Genomic DNA, 24,083 nt, shown 5'->3' on the forward strand with positions numbered 1-24,083 from the left:
TCAAGCGCATATCAGGCCTCGTCACGCGGCGCAGTCAGCGCCTTTTCGAGGAGAGCCATCATGGAACAGCGCAAACTCGGTTCGACCGGTCCCACCGTCTCCGCTCTCGGTCTCGGGTGCATGGGCATGTCCGAGGTCTACGGCCCCGCCGATCGCGGCGAGAGCATCGCCACGATCCACGCCGCACTGGATGCCGGCATTACCCTGGTCGACACCGGCGATTTCTACGCCATGGGCCACAATGAAATGCTGGTGCGCGAAGCGCTCAAGGAGGTGCCGCGCGACAAGGTGCAGATCAGTGTCAAGTTCGGTGCGCTGCGCGGTCCTGCCGGCGAATTCACCGGCATGGACACGAGGCCGGCCGCAACGAGGAACTTCCTAGCCTATTCGCTGCAGCGGCTCGGCACCGACTACATCGACGTCTACCGTCCGGCGCGGCTCGATCCCAACATTCCGATCGAGGAGACCATCGGCGGCATCGCCGATCTCGTGAAGGCCGGCTACATCAAACATATCGGCCTGTCCGAGGTCGGCTCCGCCACCATCCGCCGCGCGCATGCCGTGCACCCGATCGCCGATCTCCAGATCGAATATTCGCTGATCGAGCGTGGCATCGAACGCGACATCCTGACGACCTGCCGCGAGCTCGGCATCGGCATCACGGCTTACGGCGTGTTGGCGCGCGGCCTCATCAGCGGCCATTGGTCGAAGGACTCCGGCAAGACAGGCAAGGACTACCGGCTGATGACGCCGCGCTTCCAGGGATCGAATCTCGATGCCAATCTCGCATTGGTGGAGCAGCTGCGCGCCATCTCCGCTGAGATTGGCGCGACGCCGGCACAGGTCGCGATCGCCTGGGTGGCGGCGCAAGGCAAGCAGATCGTGCCGCTGGTCGGCGCCCGCACCCGCAACCGCCTCACCGAAGCACTCGGCGCGGCCAAGGTCACGCTGACGCCGGCTCATCTCGCCGTGCTGGCAACGGCCTTCCCGCCCGATGTCGCTGCCGGCACGCGTTACGCCGCTGAGCAGATGGCGCATCTCGACAGCGAGAAGCCGGCCACAGCATAACGTCTGCAATCAAGTGCGATGGGCGCTGAGATCGGTGATCACAGGCCCATCGCCATTGAGCGGATTGGCGGGATCGCGCGCGTAACGCAGCGTCTCGAAGCGCATCGCGCGCGCATCGATCATCAGGAGGCGGCCGACGAGGCCGTCGCCAAAGCCGACGATCTCGCGGATCGCCTCCAGCGCCATCATCGAGCCCATCACGCCCGCGAGCGCGCCCATGACGCCGGCTTCCGCGCACGCCGGCACGGTCCCGGGCGGCGGCGCTTCCGGGAATAGGCAGCGATAGGTCGGATTGAATTCGCCCTGCTCGTTTGTCTCATGCGCGCGGATGGTGGTCAGCGAGCCATCGAAGGTGCCGAGCGCCGCCGTGATCAGCGGCCTCTTGGCGAAGAAGCAGGCGTCCGAGGCCAGATAGCGGGTCGAGAAATTGTCGGAGCCGTCGAGCACGAGGTCATAGTCCCCGATCAGCGACAGCGCATTGTCGGCATTGAGCCAGGTGGCGTGACCGACGAAGCGGACATGCGGGTTGAGCGCCGAGATCCGTTCGGCCGCGCTCTCGACCTTGTGCCGGCCGATATCGGGCGTGGTGTGAATGACCTGGCGCTGGAGGTTCGACAGCGACACCACGTCGTCATCGACCACGCCGAGCGTACCGATGCCGGCGGCCGCCAGATACATCAAAGCGGGCGCACCGAGCCCGCCGGCGCCGATCACCAGCACGGAGGCCCGCTTCAGCGCAGCCTGGCCGGGGCCACCGACATCGCGCAGCACGATATGGCGGGCATAACGTTCGAGTTCGTCCGGGCTCAGCATCGTTATCCTTCCAGATCCTCTCCTCATGGTGAGGAGGCGCGAAGCGCCGTCTCGAACCATGCAGGCCCCGCTGCGGCTGCACGGCCTTCATCCTTCGAGACGCCGCTTACGCGGCTCCTCAGGATGAGGAGCTAGACCTCTCCTGCCGGTCTGAACCACCGCAACATTGTTCGCGACCAACGAGATGTGCTTCAATGGCATTGCGTTCAATGGGCGGGCTGGATTTGTCATGAGATCGATGCTTGCGGCAACACTGATGTTTGCGGCTGCGACAGGCGCGAACGCCCAGATGACGACACCGCAGCTTCCCGGCACCAAGCCGAAGCCGGTCCAGACCGTTCCGATCCGGCCTCCTGCATTGCAGACGCCGGCTGCGACGGCCGATGCCATGGCGCAGGCGGAGCGGCTGTCGCTGCAGTCCGACCTCGCCTGGGTCGGCCAGTATAACGGCGCCATCACCGGCGACGTCAGCGCGCGCCTGGTCGAGGCCATCAAGGAGTATCAGAAGGCCAAGGGCGGCAAGGCGACCGGCGTGCTCAATCCGCAGGAACGCGCAGCGCTCGCCGAGACCGCGCGCCGCAAACAGGACAGCGTCGGCTGGAAGATCGTGACGGAAATGACCAGCGGCGCGCGGCTCGGCATTCCCTCAAAGCTGGTGCCGCAGCAGGCGACCGACGCCAACGGCTCGAAATGGACCTCGCCCACTGGCACGGTGCAGGTTCTGCTCAGCCGCCGCAAGGAGGCGAACCCGACCACAGCCAAGCTTGCCGAAGCGGAGAAGAAAGAGCCGGGTCGCAAGGTCGACTACACCGTGGTAAAGCCCGACTTCTTCGTGCTGTCGGGTCTGCAGGGCCTGAAGAAATTCTATTTGCGCGGCACCTCCAGGGGTGACGAGGTCCGCATCATGACGATCCTCTACGATCAGGCGACCGAGAACACGGTCGAGCCGGTCGTGATCGCGATGTCGAGCGCCTTCAACGCGTTTCCGTCGGGGCCACAGGCGGGGCCGCCGCCACGCAAGACCGTCGAATATGGCACCGGCATTGTCGTCAGCGACGATGGCGCGATCCTCACGGACCGCCTCGTCACTGATAGCTGCCTCGCGATCACGATCGCCGGCTATGGCAGCGCCGACCGTCTCGCCGAGGACCGGGAACACGACCTCGCGCTGCTGCATATTTACGGCGCCCGCGGCCTGGAGCCCCTCAACCTCGCGGCCGGCGCAGCGAAGACGAGTGTCGATGTCATCGGTATCGCGGATCCGCAGAGCCAGGGCGGAGCCGCGGGTGTGTCGAGCCTCAAGGCTACGCTGGCATCCGTCGGTGGTGGCGATTCCCCACTCTCACCGCCACCGTCTGTCGGCTTCTCCGGCAGCCCCGCCATCGACGGCGACGGCAAGTTCGCCGGCATCGCACTATTGAAGCCGGCGATGGTTGCGGGCCCCGCGACGTCGGTGCCGGCGTCGCAGGCGGTGATGGTCTCCGCGGAGACGGTGCGCGATTTCCTGAAGGCGAACGGTGTCGCGGCGAACGGAACGTCCACAGATGCGAAAGCCGCTGTCGTGCGCGTGATCTGCGTGCGCAAGTAGCTCTCGTGTCCCGGGCGCGGTGCGGCATGAAATGCGCGCCGCTGAAGAAGCGCTGCGCTGCGTCCGGGGCATGAGACCTAGCTCAGCCTGAACCTGATCCCGGCCTTCGCAAGACCACCCGAGATCCCGACCGGCGTGCCGTCCGCACGCCAGCAAGCGGCGCCACTCATGGTGCCGTCGTCGTGGAAGGCGATACCATTCATGCCGCCGGCGACTGCCGCGACAGGCTGCACCTTGTGGCCGAGCTCCGCGAGCTTCGCGCGCACGCTCTCCGGCACCCTCTGCTCGACCTCAAGCGCATTGCCTTCGGTCCAGACCCGCGGCGCCTCGACTGCTTCCTGCAAGCTCATACCGTGGTCGATCAGATTGAGCAGCGCCTGCATCGCGCTCGGGAAGATTCGTTTTCCGCCGGGCAAGCCGAGCGCATAGCGCAACTTTCCATCACGGAGTGCCATCATCGGCGACATCGAGGTCGTCACCCGCTTGCCCGGCGCCAGCGACAGGGCGTGGCCTGGACGCGGATCGAACAGGTTCATGTAGTTGTTGGCGATGGCGCCCAGGCCCGGGATCATGATCTTGGCGCCGAACAGATTGTTGATGGTCTGCGTGGTCGCAACCACGTTGCCGAACGCATCCGCCGCCGTCATGTGCGTGGTGTGAGCGCCTTCAAGCTGCGACACGCCGGCGCCCCAGCTCTGCGCCCGTGCCGGATCGATCGCAGCGCGGCGCTCCTCGGCGTAGGCCTTCGAGGTCAGCCGCTCCACGGGGACGCCGACATAATCAGGATCGCCGCTGGCCGCGGCGCGGTCGGCGAATGCGATCTTCAGGACCTCGGCAAGATAGTGGATGGTCTCGGGCGTACCGAAGCCGAGGCCTTGGATGTCGTAGCCTTCCAGGATGTTCAGCATCTGTGCGATATGCACGCCGGAAGCCGCGGGCGGCGGCGGGCCAAAGATAGTCCAGCCGCGGTAATCGGCGCGGATCGGCTGCCGTTCGACGGTCTTGTAGCTGGTGAGATCGTTGCGCCGGATGAAGCCGCCGGCCTTTTCCATATAGTCGACCAGGATATCGCCAAGCGGCCCCTCATAGAGCGCCTTTTCGCCGTGGTCGGCGATATGCCGCAACGTCTCGGCATACTCGGCCTGTACCACGCGCTCGCCGACCTTGAGCGGCTCGCCGTCTGGCAGATAGATCGCCGCGATCGGCTTGTCCTTGCGCATCTCGGCGGCGCTCTCGGTGATGCATTCGTGCAGATAGGGTGTCGTCGCATAGCCGCGCGCGGCGTGCTTGATCGCGGGCTGCATGACGTCGGCAAGGCTCATGGTGCCGAAGCAGCGCAGCGTCTCGCACCAGGCTTTCAGCGAGCCCGGCGTGGCGACCGCCTTTGGTCCGTTGAGATTTTCATTGCCGACGGTGTCGAACACATCATGCGCGGAACCCGGCGTGGGGGTGTAGCTGGTGTCAAGCACCGCCGCGGGCACGGTGCTCTGTCCGTCGATGAAACGGTGGCTGCCGTCGGCGAGCCGGATGTGCGCCATGCCACCGCCGATGATGCCCACCATCATCGGCTCGACCACGGTCAGCGTGAACAGGGTCGCTATCGCGGCGTCGATGGCGTTGCCGCCGGCGGCCAGCATCTCCGCGCCGGCGCTGGAGGCCAGTGGATGGTTGCTGACCACCATGCCGCGGCTCGATACCGCCGGCATCTTCTGGCATTCGAAATTCGTCGCCGTCCGGTCGCGCCAGTTTCCGCCCATGCCGCTTGTCCTTATTATTCACGGCTGCAAGCACAGCACACGGACGAGTACGGGTCCAGTAATGGTACGGATTCGTTGGCATTCCCGATTCCGCCATCATCGTGACTGCTGATTCGGACCTCCGCGATCCCCTTTGGATCGGGCCGGCACGTCCTGAGCGAGAAGAGCTCAGCATCGAGATCGATGCACGTTCGCGTGGCGTTTCCCGAGACCCAAGCACTCCAAAGGATTGATCTTCAATGCACACGATCGCACTGGCCACCCAAAAGGGTGGCAGCGGCAAGAGCACGCTCGCCATCGGCCTCGCGCTGGCAGCCAAGCAGGCCGGCTTCACCGTTCGCCTGATCGAAACCGACCCGCAGGGCACACTGTCGAACTGGCAGCGCCGCCGCACCACCGATGATCTCGTCGTCGAGCCGATCTATCACGCCGCCGATATCGAGCCGCGCCTGAAGATGCTCGCCGACGGCGGTCTCCAGATTGCGATCGTCGATACCGCCGCCGGCCTCAGCGCCGCGACCACCGCCGCGATCCGCCATTCCGACCTCTGCCTGATCCCGGCACGCCCGAGCGTCGCCGACATCGAAGCGACCGTTTCGACGCTGAGCGTCGCGCGCGCCTGGAAGCGGCCTTACAGCTTCGTGCTGAACCAAACCCCGATCCGCGGCCAGCGCATCGACAACGCCGCCAACACGCTCGCCGAGGAAGCAGCGCTTGATCTCGCCGAGGTGCTCGCGCGTCCCCTGATCGTGATGCGCAACGATCACCAGGACTCGCTCGCCAGCGGCCTTGCGGTGAGCGAATTCGCGCCGAACGGCAAGTCGACCGAGGAGATCCGCGGCCTCTGGCATTGGATTGAGACCCGGCTCGAGCTCGACGTCACGACCAATGTCTTGATCGACCAGGTCATCGCGGCCGCGGACGGAATGTTGCACGTCGCCGCCGAGCTGGCCGCCGATGAAACTACGATACTGGCGTCCTGAGCGGGGGTATCGCTCGGATGGCAGCCGGACCTTCACCATCCGGAAGGGCCTTAGCGACGAAGCAATCCGGCCACCAGCCCGGCCGGATTGCTTCGCTTCGCGTTTTTGGGAAACTCTATCTCCGCTGTCATTGCGAGGAGCTTTGCGACGAAGCAATCCAGACTGCTTCGTTGGAAAGCTTCTGGATTGCTTCGCTGCGCTCGCAATGACGGTCGTGGTGGGCTCGTCACCGCCGCTGAACTTACGACCTCTCGGATACGAGCCTGATTTTCACTTCTGACATTTCGGACACCAGAAGGTCGACCGGCCGTTCTGCGTAAAACGCTTGACGATGCCGCCACATCGCGGCGTGGTGCATTTCTCGCCCTCGCGATCGTAGACCTTGAACGAGTGCTGGAAATAGCCGAGCTCGCCCGAGGTCTGGCGATGATCGCGCAAGCTGGAGCCGCCGGCCTTGATGGCGTCGTTCAGCACGGTGTGGATCGCGCCGACCAATCGCTTTGCATGGTCGGTCGGCTCGCCCCCGGCAACGCCCTTGCGTTGTCCGGCCTTGGTCGACAACGTCGCGGCGATCCGGCGCGGCGACAGATGCGAACGATGCAGGGCTTCGCAGACATAGATATTGCCGAGCCCGGCGACCACGCGCTGATCGAGCAGCGCGGCTTTCAGGCTCGTGGTCTTGCCGGCGCAGGATCGCGCCAGCATCGCGGCGTCAAATTCGTTGCCAAGCGGCTCGGGCCCGAGCCCGCGCAGCAGCGGCTCCTCGTCGAGCGCGCTGCGCGCGATCACTTTCATGTAACCGAAGCGGCGCGGATCGTTGAAGATGATGTCGGCGCCGGAGGACATCCGAAACAGCACGTGATCGTGCGCGGAGTCCTTGGCTCGCGGATAGTGAAACTCGCCCGGCGCCGCCTCGTTGTCCGGCTTGATGACGCGAAACGAACCCGACATGCCCAGATGCATCAACAGCACGTCGCCGGAGGTGAGATCGGCCATGAGATATTTTGCACGGCGGCCGAGCCCCGTGACGACCTGCCCCTTCAGTCGGGCCACGAAGTCCGGCTGGAAAGGAAAGCGCAAATCAGGCCTGCGGGTCTCCGCGACCAGGATTTTCGCACCCTCCATGACAGGCTGAAGGCCGCGGCGGACGGTCTCGACTTCGGGCAATTCGGGCATGGTCAGGCATTCACCTTATGAGAGCGGTGTGATAGCGCCATTGCGGCGGGCGCGCTATGGTCCGCCTCGTGGAGTAGAGTAATGGATCGGCCGGGCGAAACCACGCATTTTGGCTTCAGGGACGTCCCCCTGGGCGACAAGCAGACGCTGGTGAACGATGTGTTTCACAGCGTGGCGTCGCGCTATGATTTGATGAACGATTTGATGTCCGGTGGCCTGCATCGGGTCTGGAAGGACATCATGATCACCGCGCTCGACCCGCCGCGAGGCGACCGGCGGTTCGCGCTGCTCGACGTTGCCGGCGGCACCGGCGACATCTCGTTCCGCGCCGCCAAGGCCGCAGGCCCCGGCTTCCATGCCACCGTCTGCGACATCAATTCCGGGATGCTGGAGGTAGGCCGCGAGCGCGCCGCAAAGCGGCATCTCAAGACCCAGGTCGATTTCGTCGAGGGCAATGCGGAAGCGCTCTCCTTCGCCGACCGCAGCTTCGACGCATATACGATCGCTTTCGGCATTCGCAACGTGCCTCGGATCGATCTCGCGCTGGCCGAGGCCTATCGCGTGCTCAAGCCAGGCAGCCGCTTCCTCTGTCTGGAATTCTCCACCGTCGAGATGCCCGGACTCGATCGTCTTTATGACCTGTTCTCGTTCAAGGTCATCCCGCCGCTCGGCCGCATGATCACGGGTGACGCCGAGTCCTACCAATATTTGGTCGAGTCGATCCGCAAGTTCCCAAGACCCAACGCCTTCGCCGATATGATCCGTAATGCCGGCTTCGCCCGCGTGAACTGGCAGATATTGTCCGGCGGCATCGTCGCACTGCATTCGGGCTGGCGTTTGTGATCTCTGCCATAACCCATAGTGCGCGCCTGATGCGCGCCGCGTTCGTATTCGCGCGCGAGGGCGTGTTCGGCGCCGTCGATCCCAGCCTGGTGCCGCCGCCCGGACAGCTCGCGCTGAAGCTTGCGCGCATCGTCGAACGGGGCGGCCCTAAGGACGGGCCTCGGCTGTCGCGCGCGCTGACCCGGATGGGCCCGGCCTATCTCAAGCTCGGGCAATTTCTGGCGACGCGCCCCGATGTGGTCGGCGTTGCCATGGCGCGCGATCTGGAAAGCCTGCAGGATCGCCTGCCGCCGTTTTCGCAAGTCGAAGCGGAAGCCGTGATCGCGACGTCGCTGGAGCGTCCGCTGACGGACGTATTCGCGAGCCTCAGTGCGCCGGTCGCAGCGGCCTCGATCGCACAGGTGCATCGCGGCGAAGTCTTGCGCGATGGCATCCGCAAGGCGGTCGCCGTGAAAGTGCTGCGCCCCAACGTGGCCGCACGCTTCCGCCGCGACCTCTCCGACTTCTTCTTCGTCGCATACAAGGCCGAGTCCTATTCGTCCGAGGCGCGGCGCCTGCGTCTCATCGAGGTCATCAACACCATGTCGCGCTCGGTCGCGATGGAGATGGACCTGCGCCTCGAGGCCGCGGCGCTGTCGGAGATGGCGGAGAACACGCGCGACGATCCTGATTTCCGCGTACCGACCGTGGACTGGGACCGCACCACGCACAACGTGCTGACGATGGAGTGGATCGACGGCATCGCGCTGAACGATCACAAGCGCCTGGCCGAGTCGCAGGTCGACCTGCCCGATCTCGGCCGCAAGGTGATTCAGAGTTTCCTGCGCCACGCGCTGCGCGACGGCTTCTTCCACGCCGACATGCATCCGGGCAATCTGTTCCTGGATGACGCCGGTCGCCTCGTCGCGGTTGATTTCGGCATCATGGGCCGGCTCGGCATGAAGGAGCGGCGCTTCCTTGCCGAAATCCTGCTCGGCTTCATCACCCGCGACTATCGTCGTGTCGCGGAAGTGCATTTCGAGGCAGGCTACGTCCCGGCGCATCACTCGGTCGAGAACTTCGCGCAAGCGATCCGCGCCATCGGCGAGCCCATTCATAACCGCACGGCGGAAGAGATCTCGATGGCGCGGCTGCTGACGCTGCTGCTCGAGGTCACCGGCCTGTTCGACATGACCACGCGGCCCGAGCTGATCCTGCTCCAGAAAACAATGGTGGTGGTCGAGGGCGTGGCACGCGGCTTCGATCCCAAGCTCGACATCTGGAAGGTCGCCGACCCCGTGGTGCGGGAATGGATCGAGCGCAATCTCGGTCCGATCGGCCGGGTCCAGGGCGCGATCTCCGGCACCGGCGATCTCGCGCGCATCCTGATGCGCCTGCCTGATATCGCCGCGCGCTCGGTTACGGTGCTCGAACAGCTGGAGACCATGACCCGGGAGGGCATCCGGCTGTCGCCGGAGAGCATCGCGGCGATGGGCCGCAGCGAAGGCCGCAAGAACCGTTGGCGCACCGTGGCGCTCTGGATCATCGCCGCGACCTTCATCGGCATCCTGATCGCCGTCCGGAATCTTTGATTGCAGTGCAATCATGCGAATGATAGCATCGCCATCATTTGTGCTGGAGGGGTGTCATGGCGAGCCTGACCATTCGCAAGCTCGATGAAGGCATCAAAACTTACCTTAGGCTGCGCTCGGCCAGGAACCGCAGGTCGGTCGAGGAAGAGGTCCGGGTCATCCTCGGCGAGCTGATCGAGGGCCGCGAGGAGCCCCTGACGCCGTTCACGGCGCCGCCCGCGGCTTCCGCCACCCCCACGCCCCAGCGCAGCGGCGCCCTCCCCGAGGCCAACGTCACCCTGATCATCGGCGGCGGGATCGCGGCCTACAAATCGCTCGACCTGATCCGCAGGCTCAAGGAGCGGCGGATCGAGGTCCGCTGCGTGCTGACCAAGGCGGCGCAACAATTCGTCACGGCATTGGCCGTGAGCGCGCTCTCGCATGAGCGCGTCCACACCGACCTGTTCGATCCCGAGAGCGAGTTCGACGCCGGTCATATCCGGCTGGCGCGCGAGTGCGACCTGATCGTGGTGGCGCCTGCGACCGCGGATTTGATGGCCAAGATGGCCAACGGCCATGCCGACGATCTCGCCAGCGCCATCCTGCTTGCGACCAACCGCAAGGTCCTGCTCGCGCCGGCGATGAACCCGCTGATGTGGAACAACGCGGCGACGCGGCGCAACGTCGCGCAACTTCAACGCGACGGCGTGATGCTGATCGGGCCGAATTCCGGCGAGATGGCGGAAGCCGGTGAAGCCGGCATCGGTCGCATGTCCGAGGCGATCGAAATTGCGGCTGCCACCGAGCGACTGCTGCGGCCGCCGTTGCCGCGCCCCCTCGCCGGCAAGCGCGTGCTGATCACGGCTGGTCCGACCCACGAGCCGATCGATCCGGTGCGCTACATCGCCAACCGATCCTCCGGTAAGCAGGGCTTTGCGATCGCCGCCGCGGCACAGGCCGCGGGCGCCGAGGTAATCCTGGTCAGCGGCCCGGTCGATCTCAGCGATCCCCAGGGCGTGACAGTCAAGCATGTGGAATCGGCACGGCAGATGCTGGAGCAGGTGCAGGCCGCGCTCCCCGCTGACATCGCGATCTTCGCCGCCGCCGTCGCCGACTGGCGGGTCGCCAATGAAGGCGAGCAGAAGCTGAAGAAGACTTCGGCCGGCATGCCGCCGCTCCAGCTGGTCGAAAACCCCGACATCCTCGCGACGATCTCCAAGCTGACCGACCAGCGGCCGCCACTGGTGATCGGCTTTGCCGCCGAGACCGAGCACCTCATCGACAACGCCAAGTCGAAGCTTGCCCGCAAGGGCTGCGACTGGATTGTCGCCAACGACGTCTCCCCCGCAACCGGGGTGATGGGCGGAGACCGCAACACCGTGCACCTCATCAGCAAGAGCGGTGAGAAGAACGATGAGAAGGATGGCGACATTGCAGTTGATTCCTGGCCGGCGATGACCAAGGAACAGGTCGCCATTCGATTGGTCGCGCATATCGCAAAGAGCGTGACCGGCAAATCCCGGGAGCCCGCATCTTGAGCACCAAAGTCACCGTCGAACTGCAACGCCTGCCCCATGCGGAGGGGCTGCCGCTGCCGGCCTATCAGACCAATGATGCCGCCGGTCTCGACCTGATGGCGGCGGTGCCCGAGAACGAGCCGCTGACGCTCGCGTCCGGCCAATACGCGCTGGTGCCGACGGGACTCGCGATCGCGTTGCCGCCCGGCTACGAGGCGCAGGTGCGGCCGCGCTCCGGGCTTGCGGCCAAGCACGGCGTCACCGTGCTGAACTCACCGGGCACGATCGACGCGGACTATCGCGGCGAGATCAAGGTGATCCTGATCAACCACGGCCAGACCGCCTTCGTGGTCAAGCGCGGCGAGCGCATCGCGCAGATGGTGATTGCGCCAATGGTGCAGGCCGCGCTGGTTCCCGTGTCGACATTGTCCGCGACCGATCGCGGGACCAGCGGATTCGGCTCGACCGGCCGCTAACACACCGAATCACCCGAGGAATTACGCGAATTGGAACACCGCCTTCGGCATTTTTTTGGGACCGCCGTTGCGTTCACGATCTGGACTCTTACCGGTGGAGTCACGGTGAGGGTATTGTCGTTTGATTCGCGCGCGACGGGGGTCGCCGCGCGCAAATTCGTGCGATCTTGGGGCAACTATGTCAGGCGTGATCGTGTCGATGCGTCGGACGCTGCTGTCGTGCACATCGCTGGTGCGCAACGGCTTGTTGGGAAGCGCTCTCGCGGCGCTGCTGCCGGCTGCGCCGGCTGAGGCCGCCGACCTCGTCGACACACTCTCAACGTTGCTGGATTTCAACCGGCAGGAGCTCGCGGTGCTGGCCACCGCGCTGGCCTTGCTCGGCTTCTCGGTGGTCGCCGCGATCCTCCTGATGCGCACGCGCGTGCGCACGGCGAAGAACGAGGCGCGGCTGCGCGCCCGGATCGGGGAACTCCAGCTCCAGGCCGACCGCTTCGGCGCATTGCTGTTCGCCGAGCCGCAGATCCTGATCTCTTGGCCGGCCGGCGACAATCGCGCGCAGATCTCCGGTGACATCTCCATGGTGCTGCCGCGCGACTCCTCTCCGCAGCGCGTGCTCGCGTTTGGAACCTGGTTGCCGCCGGAACCGGCGCTGCAGATGGATCACGCCGTCGATGCGCTGCGCGACCGCGGCGACGGGTTCCAGCTGACGCTCACCACCGCGCATGGCCACACGCTGGAGGCCATCGGCCGCGCCATCGGTGGCCAAGCCATCGTCAGGATTCGCGAACTCTCGGGGCTCCGCCGCGATCTGGCCGAGACCAATCTGCGTTACAAGGCACTTTCCGACGAGACGGAGATGTTGCGCGGCTTCGCGACCGCCGCCCCCTGGCCGATCTGGGCCAAGGGCGAGAACGGCGCGCTGGCTTATGCCAATCCCGCCTATGTCCGTGCGACCGAGGCGGCGAGCATCACCGACGCCCAGGAGCGCAAGCTCGAGCTGCTCGACAGCGCCGACCGCACCGCGATGGAGCGGGGACTGAAGGAAGCGGCCAATTTCACCTCGCGGCTGCCGATCGTGATCGGCGGCGAGCGGCGCATCTATGATGTGCGCGCCGTCAATGTCGGTGGCGGCAATGTCGGCGTTGCCATCGATGCCAGCGAGGCGGATGCCTTGAGCTCGGCGCTGGTGCGGATGGCGGAGGCGCATCGCCGTACGCTGGACCAGCTCTCCTCGGGCGTTGCCGTGTTCGATGGCCAGCGCCGGCTTGCCTTCTACAATGATTCCTACCGCCAGCTGTGGGACCTCGACCGCACCTTTCTCGACGCCAACCCCGATGATTCCAGCGTGCTCGACAAGCTTCGCGCCGCGCGCAAATTGCCGGAGCAGCCGGACTTCCGCGCCTGGAAGGCCAAGCTGCACGAGGCTTATCGGGCGGTCGAGGCCGCCAAGGACACCTGGTATCTGCCCGATGGGCGCGCGCTCTCCGTCGTCACCACGCCGAATCCCGAGGGCGGCGTCACCTATCTGTTCGACGACGTCACCGAGAGCCTGGAGCTCGCCCGCCGCTTCGACGGCATGATCCGGGTCCAGCGTGAGACGCTGGATAGCCTCGCCGAGGGCGTTGCGGTGTTCGGCAGCAATGGCAGGGCGCAGCTGTTCAACCCGGCGTTCGTCCGGATGTGGAAGCTGTCCGCTGACGCCATGCGCGACGAGCCGCACATCCAGACGGTCGAGGGCTGGTGCCATCAGCTGTTCGACGACGCGATCGTTTGGCGGCAGATCCGCGAGGCCGTCACCTCGATCGAGAGCCGCGCCGACATTCCGCTGAAGCTTGAGCGCAAGGACGGCAGCGTGCTCGACGGCATGATCCGGCCGCTGCACGACGGCGCCACGATGCTGACGTTCCAGGACATCACCGACACCGAGAACGTCGAGCGCGCTCTGCGCGAGCGCAACGAGGCGCTGGAGGCGGCCGACCAGATGAAGGTGGATTTCGTCCACCACGTCTCCTACGAGCTGCGCTCGCCGCTCACCACCATCATCGGCTTTGCGCATTTCCTCAGCGATCCCTCGACCGGGCCGCTGACCCCGAAACAGGCCGAATATCTCGACTACGTCACCAAATCGACCAATGCGCTGCTGGCGCTGACCAACAACATCCTGGATCTCGCCACCATCGACGCCGGTGCCATGAAGCTGGAACTCGGCCCGGTCGACGTCAGCAAGACCATCGAGCTCGCCGCCGAGGGTCTTCAGGACCGGCTCGCCACCGACCGCATCCGCCTCAAGGTCGAGATCGCGCCCGATGTCGGCAGCTTCACCGGCGACGAGAAGCGCGTGGTGCAGGTGCTCTATAATCTCCTCGCCAACGCCGTCGGGTTTTCTCCACCGGATTCCACCGTCGGCATCAGCGCCCGCCGCACCGAACGCAGTGTGGTCTTCACTGTGACAGATTCCGGGCCTGGAATACCTGCCGACATGAAGGACAAGGTGTTCAACTGGTTCGAGAGCCGCTCGCAAGGCTCGCGTCATCGCGGCGCCGGGCTCGGCCTGTCGCTGGTGCGCTCCTTCGTCGAGTTGCATGGCGGCAATATCCGGGTGGATTCGATCGTGGGCAGGGGCACGGTCGTGATCTGTGACTTCCCGACCGACCAGGCGGCGCATCGCGACGCCGCCGAATGACTGCGCCAACCACATTCGCCGTCGCGCTCCGCAACGAGACAGCCACTGCGCAACTAGTGGCCGACCTCGCGCTGCTGGTCGGCCCCGGCGATGTCATCACGCTCACCGGCGATCTCGGGGCCGGCAAGACCGCGGCGGCGCGGGCCATGATCCGCTACCTCGCCGGCGACGATGCACTGGAAGTGCCGAGCCCGACCTTCACGCTGGTGCAGGGCTACGAGCTGCCACCGTTCCCGGTGATGCATGCCGACCTCTACCGCGTCGAGGACGAGAGCGAGCTCGAAGAGATCGGGCTGTCGCCGCTGCCGGAAGCAACCCTCGTCCTGATCGAATGGCCGGAGCGCGCGCCGTCGGCGATGCCTCAAGACCGCATCGACATCGCGCTGACGCACCGGCCGGCGCTGGGCTCGAATGCACGCGCCGCCGACATCACCGGCCATGGCAAGGCTGCCGCCATCGTCGCGCGGCTGCAGGCGCTGCGCGAATTCCTCGATGCATCCGGCTACATGGAGGCAACGCGCAAACGCATGGCGGGCGACGCCTCGACGCGCTCCTATGCGCGGCTGCAGCGCGACGACGAGATCGTCATCCTCATGAATTCGCCGCAGCGCCCCGATGGTGCTGCGATGTACAACGGAAAATCCTACAGCGCCGCGGTGCATCTCGCCGAAAACATCAAACCCTTCGTCGCCATCGACGAGGGCCTGCGCGCGCAGGGAATCTCGGCGCCCGCGATCCATCATTCCGACCTCGACCACGGGTTCCTGATCAGCGAAGACTTCGGCACCGAAGGCGTGATCGAGGGCGATCCGCCGCGCCCGATCGCCGAACGCTACGAAGCCGCGGCCGATCTGCTGGCCGTGCTGCACGGCAAGACGCTGCCGCAAACGCTGCCGCTCGGGCGGCAGACCTACGCCATTCCCGTCTTCGATATCGAGGCGCTGCTGATCGAAATCGGCTTGATGCCGGAATGGTACCTGCCTGATCGCAACGCGCCGCTGGACGACGCGAAGCGCGCCGAATTTTTCGCCATGTGGCGCGAGTTGCTGCAGAAGGCGCAGGCCGCGCCGAAGACCTGGATCATCCGCGATTATCACTCGCCGAATCTGATCTGGCTCAGCAATCGCACCGGCATCGAACGCGTCGGCGTGATCGATTTCCAGGACACCGTGCTGGGGCCGCAATCCTACGACGTGGTGTCGCTGCTCCAGGACGCCCGCATCGACGTGCCCGAGGCGATCGAGCTGACGCTGCTGTCGCGCTACATCAAGGCGCGCCGCGCCAGCGAGGCGAGCTTCGATGCGGCCGGCTTCGCCGAGCTCTACGCCATCATGTCGGCGCAGCGGAACACGCGTCTGCTCGGCACCTTTGCCCGCCTCAACCGCCGCGACGGCAAGCCGCATTATCTGCGTCACCAGCCGCGGATCTGGACCTATCTCCAGCGCTCCCTGGCGCATCCCACGCTCGCCCATCTGCGCGACTGGTATCTCGCCAACGTCCCGCCGCCCCAAAGGCAGGCCCAAGGCCCGGCCCAAGGCTGAGGCCCAAGGCGGAAAAGGCTAGTAGGGGCTGAAAAGGCTGATTCAGGGCTCGATTTACCGGCTGTTAGCCAAGACGCCGGTAACCTGGCGGCGGAGCAGCCGGATGATTACGGGGCTGGAGCAGGGCAGATGGCGGTGAAGACGGACCAGCGCGGCAACAGCCGGGTTGTTTTCGAGCGCGGGATCGCGGCCCAGATGATGGGTATCGACGGCACCTGGCGGCGCGATTGCACCATGGAGGACGTCTCCGACAGCGGCGCCAAATTGACCATCGACGGCTCAGTCGAAGGCCTGCATCTGAAGGAGTTTTTTCTGCTGCTGTCGTCCACCGGACTTGCGTACCGACGCTGCGAGCTCGCCTGGGTGAATGGTGACCAGATCGGCGTCAACTTTCTCAAGCTCGGTGACAAGAAGAAAAAGGCGCGGTCAACGTCCATCGGGGCGTAACGGCAACACCTGTCGTACAAGCGTCACGGCAGGTGGTTAAGGCGGTTAAGACGCGGTGCGGTCGGTCGAACCTCATGTTAGGATTGCTGCGAACGCGAGATCAGTAGGTCTGAGAAAGCGAAGGATGCCCGTCAAACCGACCAAAGCCATGGTGCTCGCCGCAGGGTTCGGCCTGCGCATGCGTCCGTTGACGGACAAGATGCCGAAACCGATGGTTCCGGTGGCCGGCCAGCCGCTGCTCGACCATGTGCTCGACAAGCTCGGTCGGGCCGGCGTGAGCGAGGCGGTGGTCAACGTGCATTACCTGCCGGACCAGATCATCGATCACACCGCATCCCGCCAGCATCCGCGCGTGACCATCTCGGACGAGCGCGACCAGGTGCTCGGCACCGGCGGCGGCGTGGTCAAGGCACTGCCGCTGCTCGGGGACGCACCGTTCTTTCACGTCAATTCCGACACGCTGTGGATCGACGGCGTACGCTCCAACCTGACGCGGCTCGCCGAAAACTTTGATCCCGCGCGGATGGACATTTTGCTGCTGATGGCGCCGACGGCGACCAGCATCGGCTATAGCGGCCGCGGCGATTACGGCATGCTGGCCGACGGTGCCCTGCGCAAGCGCAAGGAAAAAGAGGTCGTTCCGTTCGTCTATGCCGGCGCTGCGATTTTGTCGCCGTCGATCTTCGCCGATGCCCCCGCGGGCGAGTTCTCGCTGACCAAGATGTTCGATCGTGCCAACGAGCAGGAGCGGCTGTTCGGCCTTCGCCTCGACGGCGTCTGGATGCATGTCGGCACGCCTGATGCCGTGCACGCGGCGGAAGAGGCGTTTCTGGAGAGCGTGGCGTAGGGCTGCGCCATTGTCCCCTACGGCACCTGTTCTGGTCCGGCAAACAGCGGGGACTATCCCACCTCCGCCCATGACCATTTGACTCCGCCTCCCTATATTGGCGCCTGATTCCCGAATCAGGCAGCTCATGCGCGTTTTCAGCGTTCCCATCTCAGTTCCGTTCCTGCGCACCGTCGTCTCAGGCTTGCTCGACGGCCGGCTGGTCGAGGGCTTTGAGGCACGCAAGGAGCCGGCACGGCTGGCGGATGCCACGCTGTACCTGCCGACACGGCGCGCCATGCGCGTCGTCCGCGAGATCTTCCTCGACGAGATGAAGGCGGAGGCTGTCGTGCTGCCGCGGATCGTCGCGCTCGGCGACATCGACGAGGATGAGCTCGCTTTCGCCGATGAGGGCGAACAGTTTTCCGGCGCAACGCCGCTCGACATTCCGCCGCGGCTCGGCGAGCTCGAACGGCGGCTGACACTGGCGCAACTCGTCGCGGCCTGGGCCAAGGGTCCGGTGCTGTCTCCGCTGGTCGTCGGCGGCCCCGCGTCGACGCTGGCACTGGCGTCCGATCTCGCGCGGCTGATCGACGACATGGTCACGCGCGGCGTCGACTGGAGCGCGCTCGATGGCCTCGTGCCCGATATGCTCGACCGCTACTGGCAGCATTCGCTCGAATTCCTGCGCATCGCGCGCATCGCCTGGCCCGGTCATCTCGCCGAAATCAAACGCATCGAACCCGCTGCCCGCCGCGACCTCCTGATCAATGCCGAAGCCAGGCGGCTGACCGTGCATCGCCATGGCCCCGTGATCGCGGCCGGTTCGACCGGCTCGATGCCGGCCACGGCAAGATTTCTCCACGCAGTCGCTTCGCTGCCGCATGGCGCCGTGGTGCTGCCCGGCCTCGACACTGATCTCGATGACGATGCCTGGCGCAGCATCGGCGGCGTCCGCGATGCGCTCGGCAAGTTCGCGGAGCATCCGGTCTCGAACCATCCGCAATATGCCATGCACGCGCTGCTGGATCGCTTTGGCATCAAGCGCAGCGACGTCGATATCCTCAAGCCTCCGGCGGAAGGCGGTCGCGATCTGCTCGCCTCCGAATCGATGCGGCCATCGGCCAAGACCGAGATCTGGCACGATCGGTTGAAGCAGCCGGATGTGGCCTTAAAGATCACCGGCGGTATGAAGAACCTCGCGGTTGTCGAAGCTCCCAACCCTGAAATGGAAGCGCTCGCCATCGCCATTGCGATGCGCGAGGCGCGGCACCTCGACAAATCCGCCGCACTTGTCACGCCCGATCGCGCCCTGGCGCGGCGGGTGATGGCCGCGCTGACCCGGTGGGATCTCGCATTCGACGATTCCGGCGGCGACGTCCTGATGGAAACCTCCGCCGGCGTCTTTGCCCGACTGACAGCTGAGGCTGCGACCAAGGGACTGGAGCCGCCGACGCTGCTCGCAATGTTGAAGCATCCGCTATGCCGGCTCGGCCGGGCCCCTGGCGCATGGAAGGCTGCGATCGAAGGCCTGGAGCTCGCCTTGTTGCGCGGCACGCGCCCGCCTGCAGGCACCGCCGGCCTCTTGCGCGAATTCAATCGCTTTCGCGAGGAGCTGGCCAAGCTGTGGCGCAGCGAAGTCTCCGCGCTGCATAAGGCCGAGCCGCGCGCACGTCTCAAGGCGGAAGACCTCGATCGCATCCAGGCGCTGATCGATGCCTTACGACAAGCCTTGGCGCCGATCGAGAGTCTTGCGTCATCAAAACCGTATGACTTCGCCGAACTCGCGCATCGGCATCGCGAGATCATGATCGAGCTGTCGCGCGACGAGCAGGGCATTTCCGTGGCCTTCGAGGACCGCGAGGGCCTCGCGCTCGCGAGCGCCTTCGACGATCTCCTGCGCGGCGGCACGACCAGCGGACTGATGGTCACGCTGCCCGACTACGCAGACGTGTTCCAGACCGCGTTCAGCGATCGCGCGGTGCGGCGGCGGGACAGGCCAGGCGCGCGGCTCCAGATCTACGGACCGCTGGAATCACGCCTGATGCAGGCCGACCGCATCATCGTCGGCGGGCTGATCGAGGGGGTCTGGCCACCGGCGCCGCGCATCGATCCGTGGCTGAGCCGGCCGATGCGGCACCAGCTGGGCCTCGATCTGCCGGAACGCCGTATCGGCCTCTCCGCGCATGATTTTGCGCAACTGCTGGGCGGCGACGAGGTCATCCTCACCCACTCCGCCAAGGCTGGCGGTGCCCCGGCGGTTGCCTCGCGCTTCCTGCACCGGTTGGAGGCGGTCGCGGGCGATGCGCACTGGAAGGCCGCGATTCGCGCGGGCGAGAAATACGTGCAGTTCGCAGCCGCGCTGGACCAGCCCGACGAGGTGAGGCCGATCAAGCAGCCCGAGCCGCGACCGCCACGCGCGACCCGGCCGCTCAGGATGTCTGTGACTGGGATCGAGGACTGGCTGCGCGATCCCTATACGATCTACGCAAAACACATTTTGCGGCTCGACGCGCTCGATCCCGTCGACATGCCGCTGTCGGCCGCCGACCGCGGCTCGGCGATCCACGATGCGCTCGGAGAGTTCACGGAACGCTACGCCACCGATCTGCCCGACGATCCGGCGCGCGTGCTGCGCGCGATCGGCGAAAAATACTTTGAGCCGCTGATGGAGCGACCCGAGGCGCGGGCGCTGTGGTGGCCGCGCTTCCAGCGCATCGCACGCTGGTTCGGCGAATGGGAGACGGCGCGGCGCGACGCGATCGAGGCGATCGCCGCGGAAACTCGCGGCGAGATCTCGATCCCGCTCGACCATGGGCGCAGCTTCCGTCTCTCCGCGCGCGCCGACCGCATCGAACGGCGCCGGGGCGGCGGCTACGCCATCCTCGACTACAAGACCGGCCAGCCACCGACCGGCAAGCAGGTCCGCATGGGCCTGTCGCCGCAGCTCACGCTGGAAGCCGCGATCCTGCGCGAGGGTGGTTTTCCCGACATCGATGCCGGCGCGTCCGTGAGCCAGCTCGTCTATGTTCGCCTGAGCGGCAACAATCCGCCGGGCGAAGAACGCATTCTCGAACTCAAGTTCAAGCAGGGCGACGAGCCGCAGCCGCCGGACACCGCGGCTGCCGAGGCCAGGGCCAAGCTCGAGGCGCTGATCCGCGCCTTCGAGGACGAGAACCAGCCCTATACCTCGTTGAACCTGCCGATGTGGACCAATCGCTACGGCGCCTATGACGATCTCGCCCGGATCAAGGAATGGTCCGCGGCCGGTGGATTGGGGATCGAGGAATGGTGAAGGCACCGCGCCCCATCCCGGATGAGGTGCGCGCCAGGCAAGCGCGCGCATCGGACCCGTCCGCGTCGGCCTTCGTGTCGGCCAATGCCGGCTCGGGCAAGACGCATGTGCTGGTGCAGCGCGTGATCCGCCTGCTGCTCGCGGGCGTGCCGCCGGAAAAGATCCTCTGCATTACCTTCACCAAGGCGGCTGCCGCCAACATGGCCGAGCGCGTGTTCACCACGCTCGGGCATTGGGTGACGCTCGACGACACGGCACTCGATGCGGCGATCCGCGCGGTCGGCATCCCGCATCCCACTGCAAAATTGCGGCGCGACGCACGAAAGCTGTTCGCCTGTGCGCTGGAGACGCCGGGCGGGCTCAAGGTGCAGACCATCCACGCGCTGTGCACGCGTTTGCTCCAGCAGTTTCCGTTCGAGGCCAATGTCCCCGCGCGCTTCGCCGTGATCGACGAGCGCGACCAGACCGACATGATGGAACGCGCCAATCTGAAGGTGCTGCTGGAGGCCGCGCGCGACCCAGACAGCGTGACCGGCCGCGCGCTGCTGACCGCGATGGCGAGCGCCGCCGATGTCACCTTCAAGGAGGTGGTGCGCGAGGCTTGCCTGAGCCGCGATCACTTCATGGCCTGGACCGATGAAGCCGGCAGCGCGGAGCTGGCTGCCGTGCAGATGGCAGCGGCGCTGGGGGTGGACGCGAACGATCGCATCGAGGACGTCGAGACGGAGATTGTCGACGGTCCGTTCCTGCCGCGATCGCGCTGGAACGAGATCGCCTTTGCGCTGGAGGACGGCAGCAAGTCCGACAACGACCAGGCCTGCCGGCTTCGCGAGGCAAAGGTCTTTTCCGGCGCCGCGCAGGTCGATGCCTATCTCAGCGTTTTCCTCACCGACGAAAAGCTGCCGCGCAAGGCGGTGCTGACCAAGAAGTTTTGCGATCACAACCCGTCCGTCGCCCGCCTGTTCGAGAACGAGGCGCAGCGCGTCGCCGGATTGGTCGAGACGCGCCGTGCGGTGACCATGCGCGACCGCACCGCGGCCCTGCTGCATATCGCGACCGCGGCTGCCGCAAACTACCGCCGCGAGAAGCAGGAGCGCGGGCTGCTTGACTATGACGACCTCATCGACAAGACGCTGGCGATGCTCGATCGCGTTTCCTCGGGCTGGGTGCATTACAAGCTCGACCGCGGCGTCGATCACGTGCTGATCGACGAAGCCCAGGACACAAGTCCGCGGCAGTGGGACATCGTCGCGCACATCATCTCGGAGTTCACCGCCGGCGAAGGTGCGCGCGAGGGCCTGAACCGCACCGTCTTCGCTGTCGGCGACGAGAAGCAGTCGATCTTCTCGTTCCAGGGCGCCCAGCCCCGGGAATTCGATGCACGCCGGCGCGAACTGCACCGCAAGTTCACGGCGGCCGGACTGAAATTCGATCCGGTCGCCTTCACCTATTCGTTCCGCTCCGGCGCCGCGATCCTGCATTCGGTCGACCACGTCTTCCGCGAGCCCGCGATCTACAAGAGCATCCATTCGCTCGAGACCGGTCATCCCCTGCACAATGCACTCGGCGATGCCGGCCCCAGCGTGATCGAGCTGTGGGACCTTGCGGAAGCCGACGACAGGCAGGAAATCGAGGGCTGGCGCGCGCCGTTCGACGGCGTCGCCGCCACCAGCCCCGAGGTGAAGCTCGCGCGCCGGATCCAAACCGAGATCAAGCGGCTGGTCGAGAGCGGCACGCTGACCGGGCACGAAGGCGAGCGGCGTCCCTTGCGCTATGGCGACATGCTGATCCTGGTGCGCCGGCGCGGCAATGCGTTCGATGCCGTGATCCAGGCGCTGAAGCATGCCAACGTTCCGGTCGCGGGCGCCGATCGGCTCAAGCTCACCGAGCACATCGGAATCATCGACCTGATGAACCTTGCCGATGCGCTGCTGCTGCCGCAGGACGATCTCGCGCTCGCGGTCGCGCTGAAGAGCCCGCTGTTCGGGCTCGATGACGACGATCTGTTCCAGCTGGCCCATGACCGCAAGGGATCGCTGCGCCGCGCGCTTGGCGAGCATGCCACGACAAGCGAGACATTCGCTGCGGCGTTGCGAGGCCTCGAAGCCTGCGAAACGCGGGCGCGCGAGGAGACGCCGTTCGCCTTTTACGCCTGGTTGCTCGGGGGAGACGGCGGACGCGCGCGCATGCTGCGCCGGCTCGGTCATGAGGCCAATGACGCGCTCGATGAGTTCCTGGAGCTGGCGCTGAACTACGAGCGCAAGGCGCCCGCCTCGCTGCAGGGTTTCATGGCCTGGCTGCGCTCGGCCGATACCGAGGTGAAGCGCGACATGGAGATCTCCCGCGATGAGGTGCGGGTGATGACCGTGCACGGCGCCAAGGGCCTGGAGGCCTCGGTCGTGTTCATGGTCGACACTACATCGTCGCCAGCGGATTCGCAGCGGCTGCGGCTGATCCATGTCCCGCGCGGCAATGGCGGCGAGGTGGTGGTCTGGGCCGGACGCAAGGCGGATGATCCCAAACCCGTCGTCGAGGCGCGCAAGGCGATGCTCGAGGAGACCGAGGACGAATATCGCCGCCTGCTCTACGTCGCGATGACGCGCGCCGCCGACCGGCTCATCGTCGGCGGCTGCATGCCCGGCAACATGAAGACGGTTCGCAAGCTGAGCTGGTACGATCTGGTCGACACCGGGCTCGCCGGCTCGGGCCTGACGAAAGAGACGATCGAGACGCCGCTGGGAAAGGCGACGCGCTTCTCCCGACCGGAGGATGTCGTGGCGCTGGGCACGCCCGCGGCCTCGTTGGACCAGGCGACCGCGCTCCCGGACTGGCTGCGGACGCCGGCACCGCGCGACACCATCGACGACGATCCGGTGCGCCCCTCCGGCCAGCCGTCCGGGGACGGCCGCGCCGTGCAGTCGGGCGAATCAGTGCAGTCCCGCGCGCTCGCGCTGCAACGCGGCACGCTGGTGCACCGGCTATTGCAATCGCTCCCCGACATCGCCACTGAGCGCCGACGCGAGGCCGCGCTCGGCTTCATGGCGCGCAACGCGGCGGATTGGGCGGAGGCCGACCGGACCGCGCTGGCCGACAAGGTGCTCGGCTTGATCGCCGAGCCACGGTTTGCGCCCGTGTTTGCGGCCGGCAGCCGGGCGGAGGTCGCGATCGTCGGCCGGCTGGAACGGCCGGGCCACGCCCGGGCGCTGGTGTCGGGGCAGATCGACCGGTTGGTCGTTCGGCCGGATGAGGTCCTGATCGTCGATTTCAAGACCAATCAGGCGGCTCCCAGGAGCGCCGATGCGGCGCCCGCCGCCTATGTCCGGCAGCTTGCGCTCTATCGGGCGGTGCTATCGCGGCTTTATCCCCAAAAGCCTGTCCGCGCCGTCCTGCTTTGGACCGAGGCCCTTGAATATATGGAGATTTCGGCTCCCGCGCTGGACGCGGCGCTGGCATCTCTTCATCTCGGTGTGAGCGTCCTTGACCCGGCAAGGAGCCATTCATAGGTTGACGCCATGATCTT

16 protein-coding genes are annotated in these 24,083 nt (G+C 66.0%); 13 read left to right on the forward strand and 3 right to left on the reverse strand.

Translation table 11 applies throughout. From position 1 onward, the window contains the following. Window positions 1–60 precede the first annotated feature (60 nt). The gene (locus IVB19_RS36435) at window positions 61–1,068 is read left to right on the forward strand and encodes an aldo/keto reductase (protein ID WP_018455783.1); all 1,008 of its coding nucleotides are present in this window, start codon (window positions 61–63) and stop codon (window positions 1,066–1,068) included. A gap of 9 nt (window positions 1,069–1,077) precedes the next feature. Here the strand turns inward: IVB19_RS36435 and IVB19_RS36440 are convergent, their stop codons facing one another. Next, window positions 1,078–1,881 carry a HesA/MoeB/ThiF family protein gene (locus tag IVB19_RS36440; protein WP_018455782.1) on the reverse strand — a complete coding sequence of 268 codons (804 nt, stop codon included), beginning with the start codon at window positions 1,879–1,881 and terminating at the stop codon, window positions 1,078–1,080. A gap of 229 nt (window positions 1,882–2,110) precedes the next feature. Here IVB19_RS36440 and IVB19_RS36445 point away from each other — a divergent pair, with 229 nt between their 5' ends. Next, entirely contained in the window at window positions 2,111–3,469 is a 1,359-nt protein-coding gene (locus IVB19_RS36445; RefSeq protein ID WP_026233023.1) for a serine protease, read from the forward strand. A 77-nt stretch (window positions 3,470–3,546) separates the two neighbouring features. Here IVB19_RS36445 and ggt read toward each other — a convergent pair whose 3' ends face one another. Further along, the gene (ggt, locus tag IVB19_RS36450) at window positions 3,547–5,226 is read right to left on the reverse strand and encodes a gamma-glutamyltransferase (protein ID WP_247370542.1); all 1,680 of its coding nucleotides are present in this window, start codon (window positions 5,224–5,226) and stop codon (window positions 3,547–3,549) included. Window positions 5,227–5,465: 239 nt separating this feature from the next. Here ggt and IVB19_RS36455 point away from each other — a divergent pair, with 239 nt between their 5' ends. Further along, window positions 5,466–6,209 carry a nucleotide-binding protein gene (locus IVB19_RS36455; RefSeq protein ID WP_085362015.1) on the forward strand — a complete coding sequence of 248 codons (744 nt, stop codon included), beginning with the start codon at window positions 5,466–5,468 and terminating at the stop codon, window positions 6,207–6,209. Between the two features lie 270 nt (window positions 6,210–6,479). Here IVB19_RS36455 and mutM read toward each other — a convergent pair whose 3' ends face one another. Then, complete coding sequence (gene mutM, locus IVB19_RS36460) at window positions 6,480–7,385, reverse strand: bifunctional DNA-formamidopyrimidine glycosylase/DNA-(apurinic or apyrimidinic site) lyase (RefSeq protein WP_018455778.1); 906 nt, start codon at window positions 7,383–7,385, stop codon at window positions 6,480–6,482. Between the two features lie 81 nt (window positions 7,386–7,466). Here mutM and ubiE point away from each other — a divergent pair, with 81 nt between their 5' ends. From ubiE to addA, 10 genes are all read left to right on the forward strand, one after another. Continuing rightward, window positions 7,467–8,228 (forward strand): bifunctional demethylmenaquinone methyltransferase/2-methoxy-6-polyprenyl-1,4-benzoquinol methylase UbiE, encoded by a 762-nt coding sequence (ubiE, locus tag IVB19_RS36465; RefSeq protein ID WP_247295877.1) that lies wholly within the window; start codon window positions 7,467–7,469, stop codon window positions 8,226–8,228. Further along, window positions 8,225–9,799: a 2-polyprenylphenol 6-hydroxylase gene (ubiB, locus tag IVB19_RS36470; protein WP_026233022.1), complete on the forward strand. Its 1,575-nt coding sequence runs from the start codon at window positions 8,225–8,227 to the stop codon at window positions 9,797–9,799. The genes ubiE and ubiB overlap by 4 nt, the downstream gene beginning before the upstream one ends. Window positions 9,800–9,855: 56 nt before the next feature. Further along, window positions 9,856–11,316, forward strand: a complete 1,461-nt coding sequence (gene coaBC / locus IVB19_RS36475; RefSeq protein ID WP_018455775.1) for a bifunctional phosphopantothenoylcysteine decarboxylase/phosphopantothenate--cysteine ligase CoaBC — start codon at window positions 9,856–9,858, stop codon at window positions 11,314–11,316. Continuing rightward, window positions 11,313–11,771 (forward strand): dUTP diphosphatase, encoded by a 459-nt coding sequence (gene dut, locus IVB19_RS36480; protein ID WP_018455774.1) that lies wholly within the window; start codon window positions 11,313–11,315, stop codon window positions 11,769–11,771. The genes coaBC and dut overlap by 4 nt, the downstream gene beginning before the upstream one ends. Window positions 11,772–11,949: 178 nt before the next feature. Further along, window positions 11,950–14,454: a sensor histidine kinase gene (locus IVB19_RS36485; protein ID WP_018455773.1), complete on the forward strand. Its 2,505-nt coding sequence runs from the start codon at window positions 11,950–11,952 to the stop codon at window positions 14,452–14,454. Further along, entirely contained in the window at window positions 14,451–15,995 is a 1,545-nt protein-coding gene (locus IVB19_RS36490) for a bifunctional tRNA (adenosine(37)-N6)-threonylcarbamoyltransferase complex ATPase subunit type 1 TsaE/phosphotransferase (RefSeq protein WP_018455772.1), read from the forward strand. Before IVB19_RS36485 ends, IVB19_RS36490 begins: the two co-directional genes overlap by 4 nt. Before the next feature lie 129 nt (window positions 15,996–16,124). Further along, on the forward strand, window positions 16,125–16,442 hold the full coding sequence (locus IVB19_RS36495; RefSeq protein ID WP_018455771.1) for a PilZ domain-containing protein: 318 nt from the start codon (window positions 16,125–16,127) through the stop codon (window positions 16,440–16,442). 124 nt (window positions 16,443–16,566) lie between these two features. Continuing rightward, window positions 16,567–17,289, forward strand: coding sequence for a nucleotidyltransferase family protein (locus IVB19_RS36500; RefSeq protein ID WP_018455770.1), 723 nt, complete (start codon window positions 16,567–16,569; stop codon window positions 17,287–17,289). A 127-nt stretch (window positions 17,290–17,416) separates the two neighbouring features. Further along, entirely contained in the window at window positions 17,417–20,563 is a 3,147-nt protein-coding gene (gene addB / locus IVB19_RS36505) for a double-strand break repair protein AddB (RefSeq protein ID WP_247295872.1), read from the forward strand. Continuing rightward, entirely contained in the window at window positions 20,557–24,066 is a 3,510-nt protein-coding gene (gene addA / locus IVB19_RS36510) for a double-strand break repair helicase AddA (protein ID WP_018455768.1), read from the forward strand. Before addB ends, addA begins: the two co-directional genes overlap by 7 nt. Window positions 24,067–24,083: the final 17 nt, after the last annotated feature.

Origin of the sequence: Bradyrhizobium sp. 187, from assembly GCF_023101005.1 — a bacterium.
GTDB classification, from domain to species: Bacteria; Pseudomonadota; Alphaproteobacteria; order Rhizobiales; family Xanthobacteraceae; genus Bradyrhizobium; species Bradyrhizobium canariense_D.

Coding starts and splice junctions, on each gene's coding strand:
- IVB19_RS36435 (WP_018455783.1), top strand. CDS start 61: ATGGAACAGCGCAAACTCGGTTCGACCGGTCCCACCGTCTCCGCTCTC.
- IVB19_RS36440 (WP_018455782.1), bottom strand. CDS start 1,881: ATGCTGAGCCCGGACGAACTCGAACGTTATGCCCGCCATATCGTGCTG.
- IVB19_RS36445 (WP_026233023.1), top strand. CDS start 2,111: ATGAGATCGATGCTTGCGGCAACACTGATGTTTGCGGCTGCGACAGGC.
- ggt (WP_247370542.1), bottom strand. CDS start 5,226: ATGGGCGGAAACTGGCGCGACCGGACGGCGACGAATTTCGAATGCCAG.
- IVB19_RS36455 (WP_085362015.1), top strand. CDS start 5,466: ATGCACACGATCGCACTGGCCACCCAAAAGGGTGGCAGCGGCAAGAGC.
- mutM (WP_018455778.1), bottom strand. CDS start 7,385: ATGCCCGAATTGCCCGAAGTCGAGACCGTCCGCCGCGGCCTTCAGCCT.
- ubiE (WP_247295877.1), top strand. CDS start 7,467: ATGGATCGGCCGGGCGAAACCACGCATTTTGGCTTCAGGGACGTCCCC.
- coaBC (WP_018455775.1), top strand. CDS start 9,856: ATGGCGAGCCTGACCATTCGCAAGCTCGATGAAGGCATCAAAACTTAC.
- IVB19_RS36485 (WP_018455773.1), top strand. CDS start 11,950: ATGTCAGGCGTGATCGTGTCGATGCGTCGGACGCTGCTGTCGTGCACA.
- IVB19_RS36490 (WP_018455772.1), top strand. CDS start 14,451: ATGACTGCGCCAACCACATTCGCCGTCGCGCTCCGCAACGAGACAGCC.
- IVB19_RS36495 (WP_018455771.1), top strand. CDS start 16,125: ATGGCGGTGAAGACGGACCAGCGCGGCAACAGCCGGGTTGTTTTCGAG.
- IVB19_RS36500 (WP_018455770.1), top strand. CDS start 16,567: ATGCCCGTCAAACCGACCAAAGCCATGGTGCTCGCCGCAGGGTTCGGC.
- addB (WP_247295872.1), top strand. CDS start 17,417: ATGCGCGTTTTCAGCGTTCCCATCTCAGTTCCGTTCCTGCGCACCGTC.
- addA (WP_018455768.1), top strand. CDS start 20,557: ATGGTGAAGGCACCGCGCCCCATCCCGGATGAGGTGCGCGCCAGGCAA.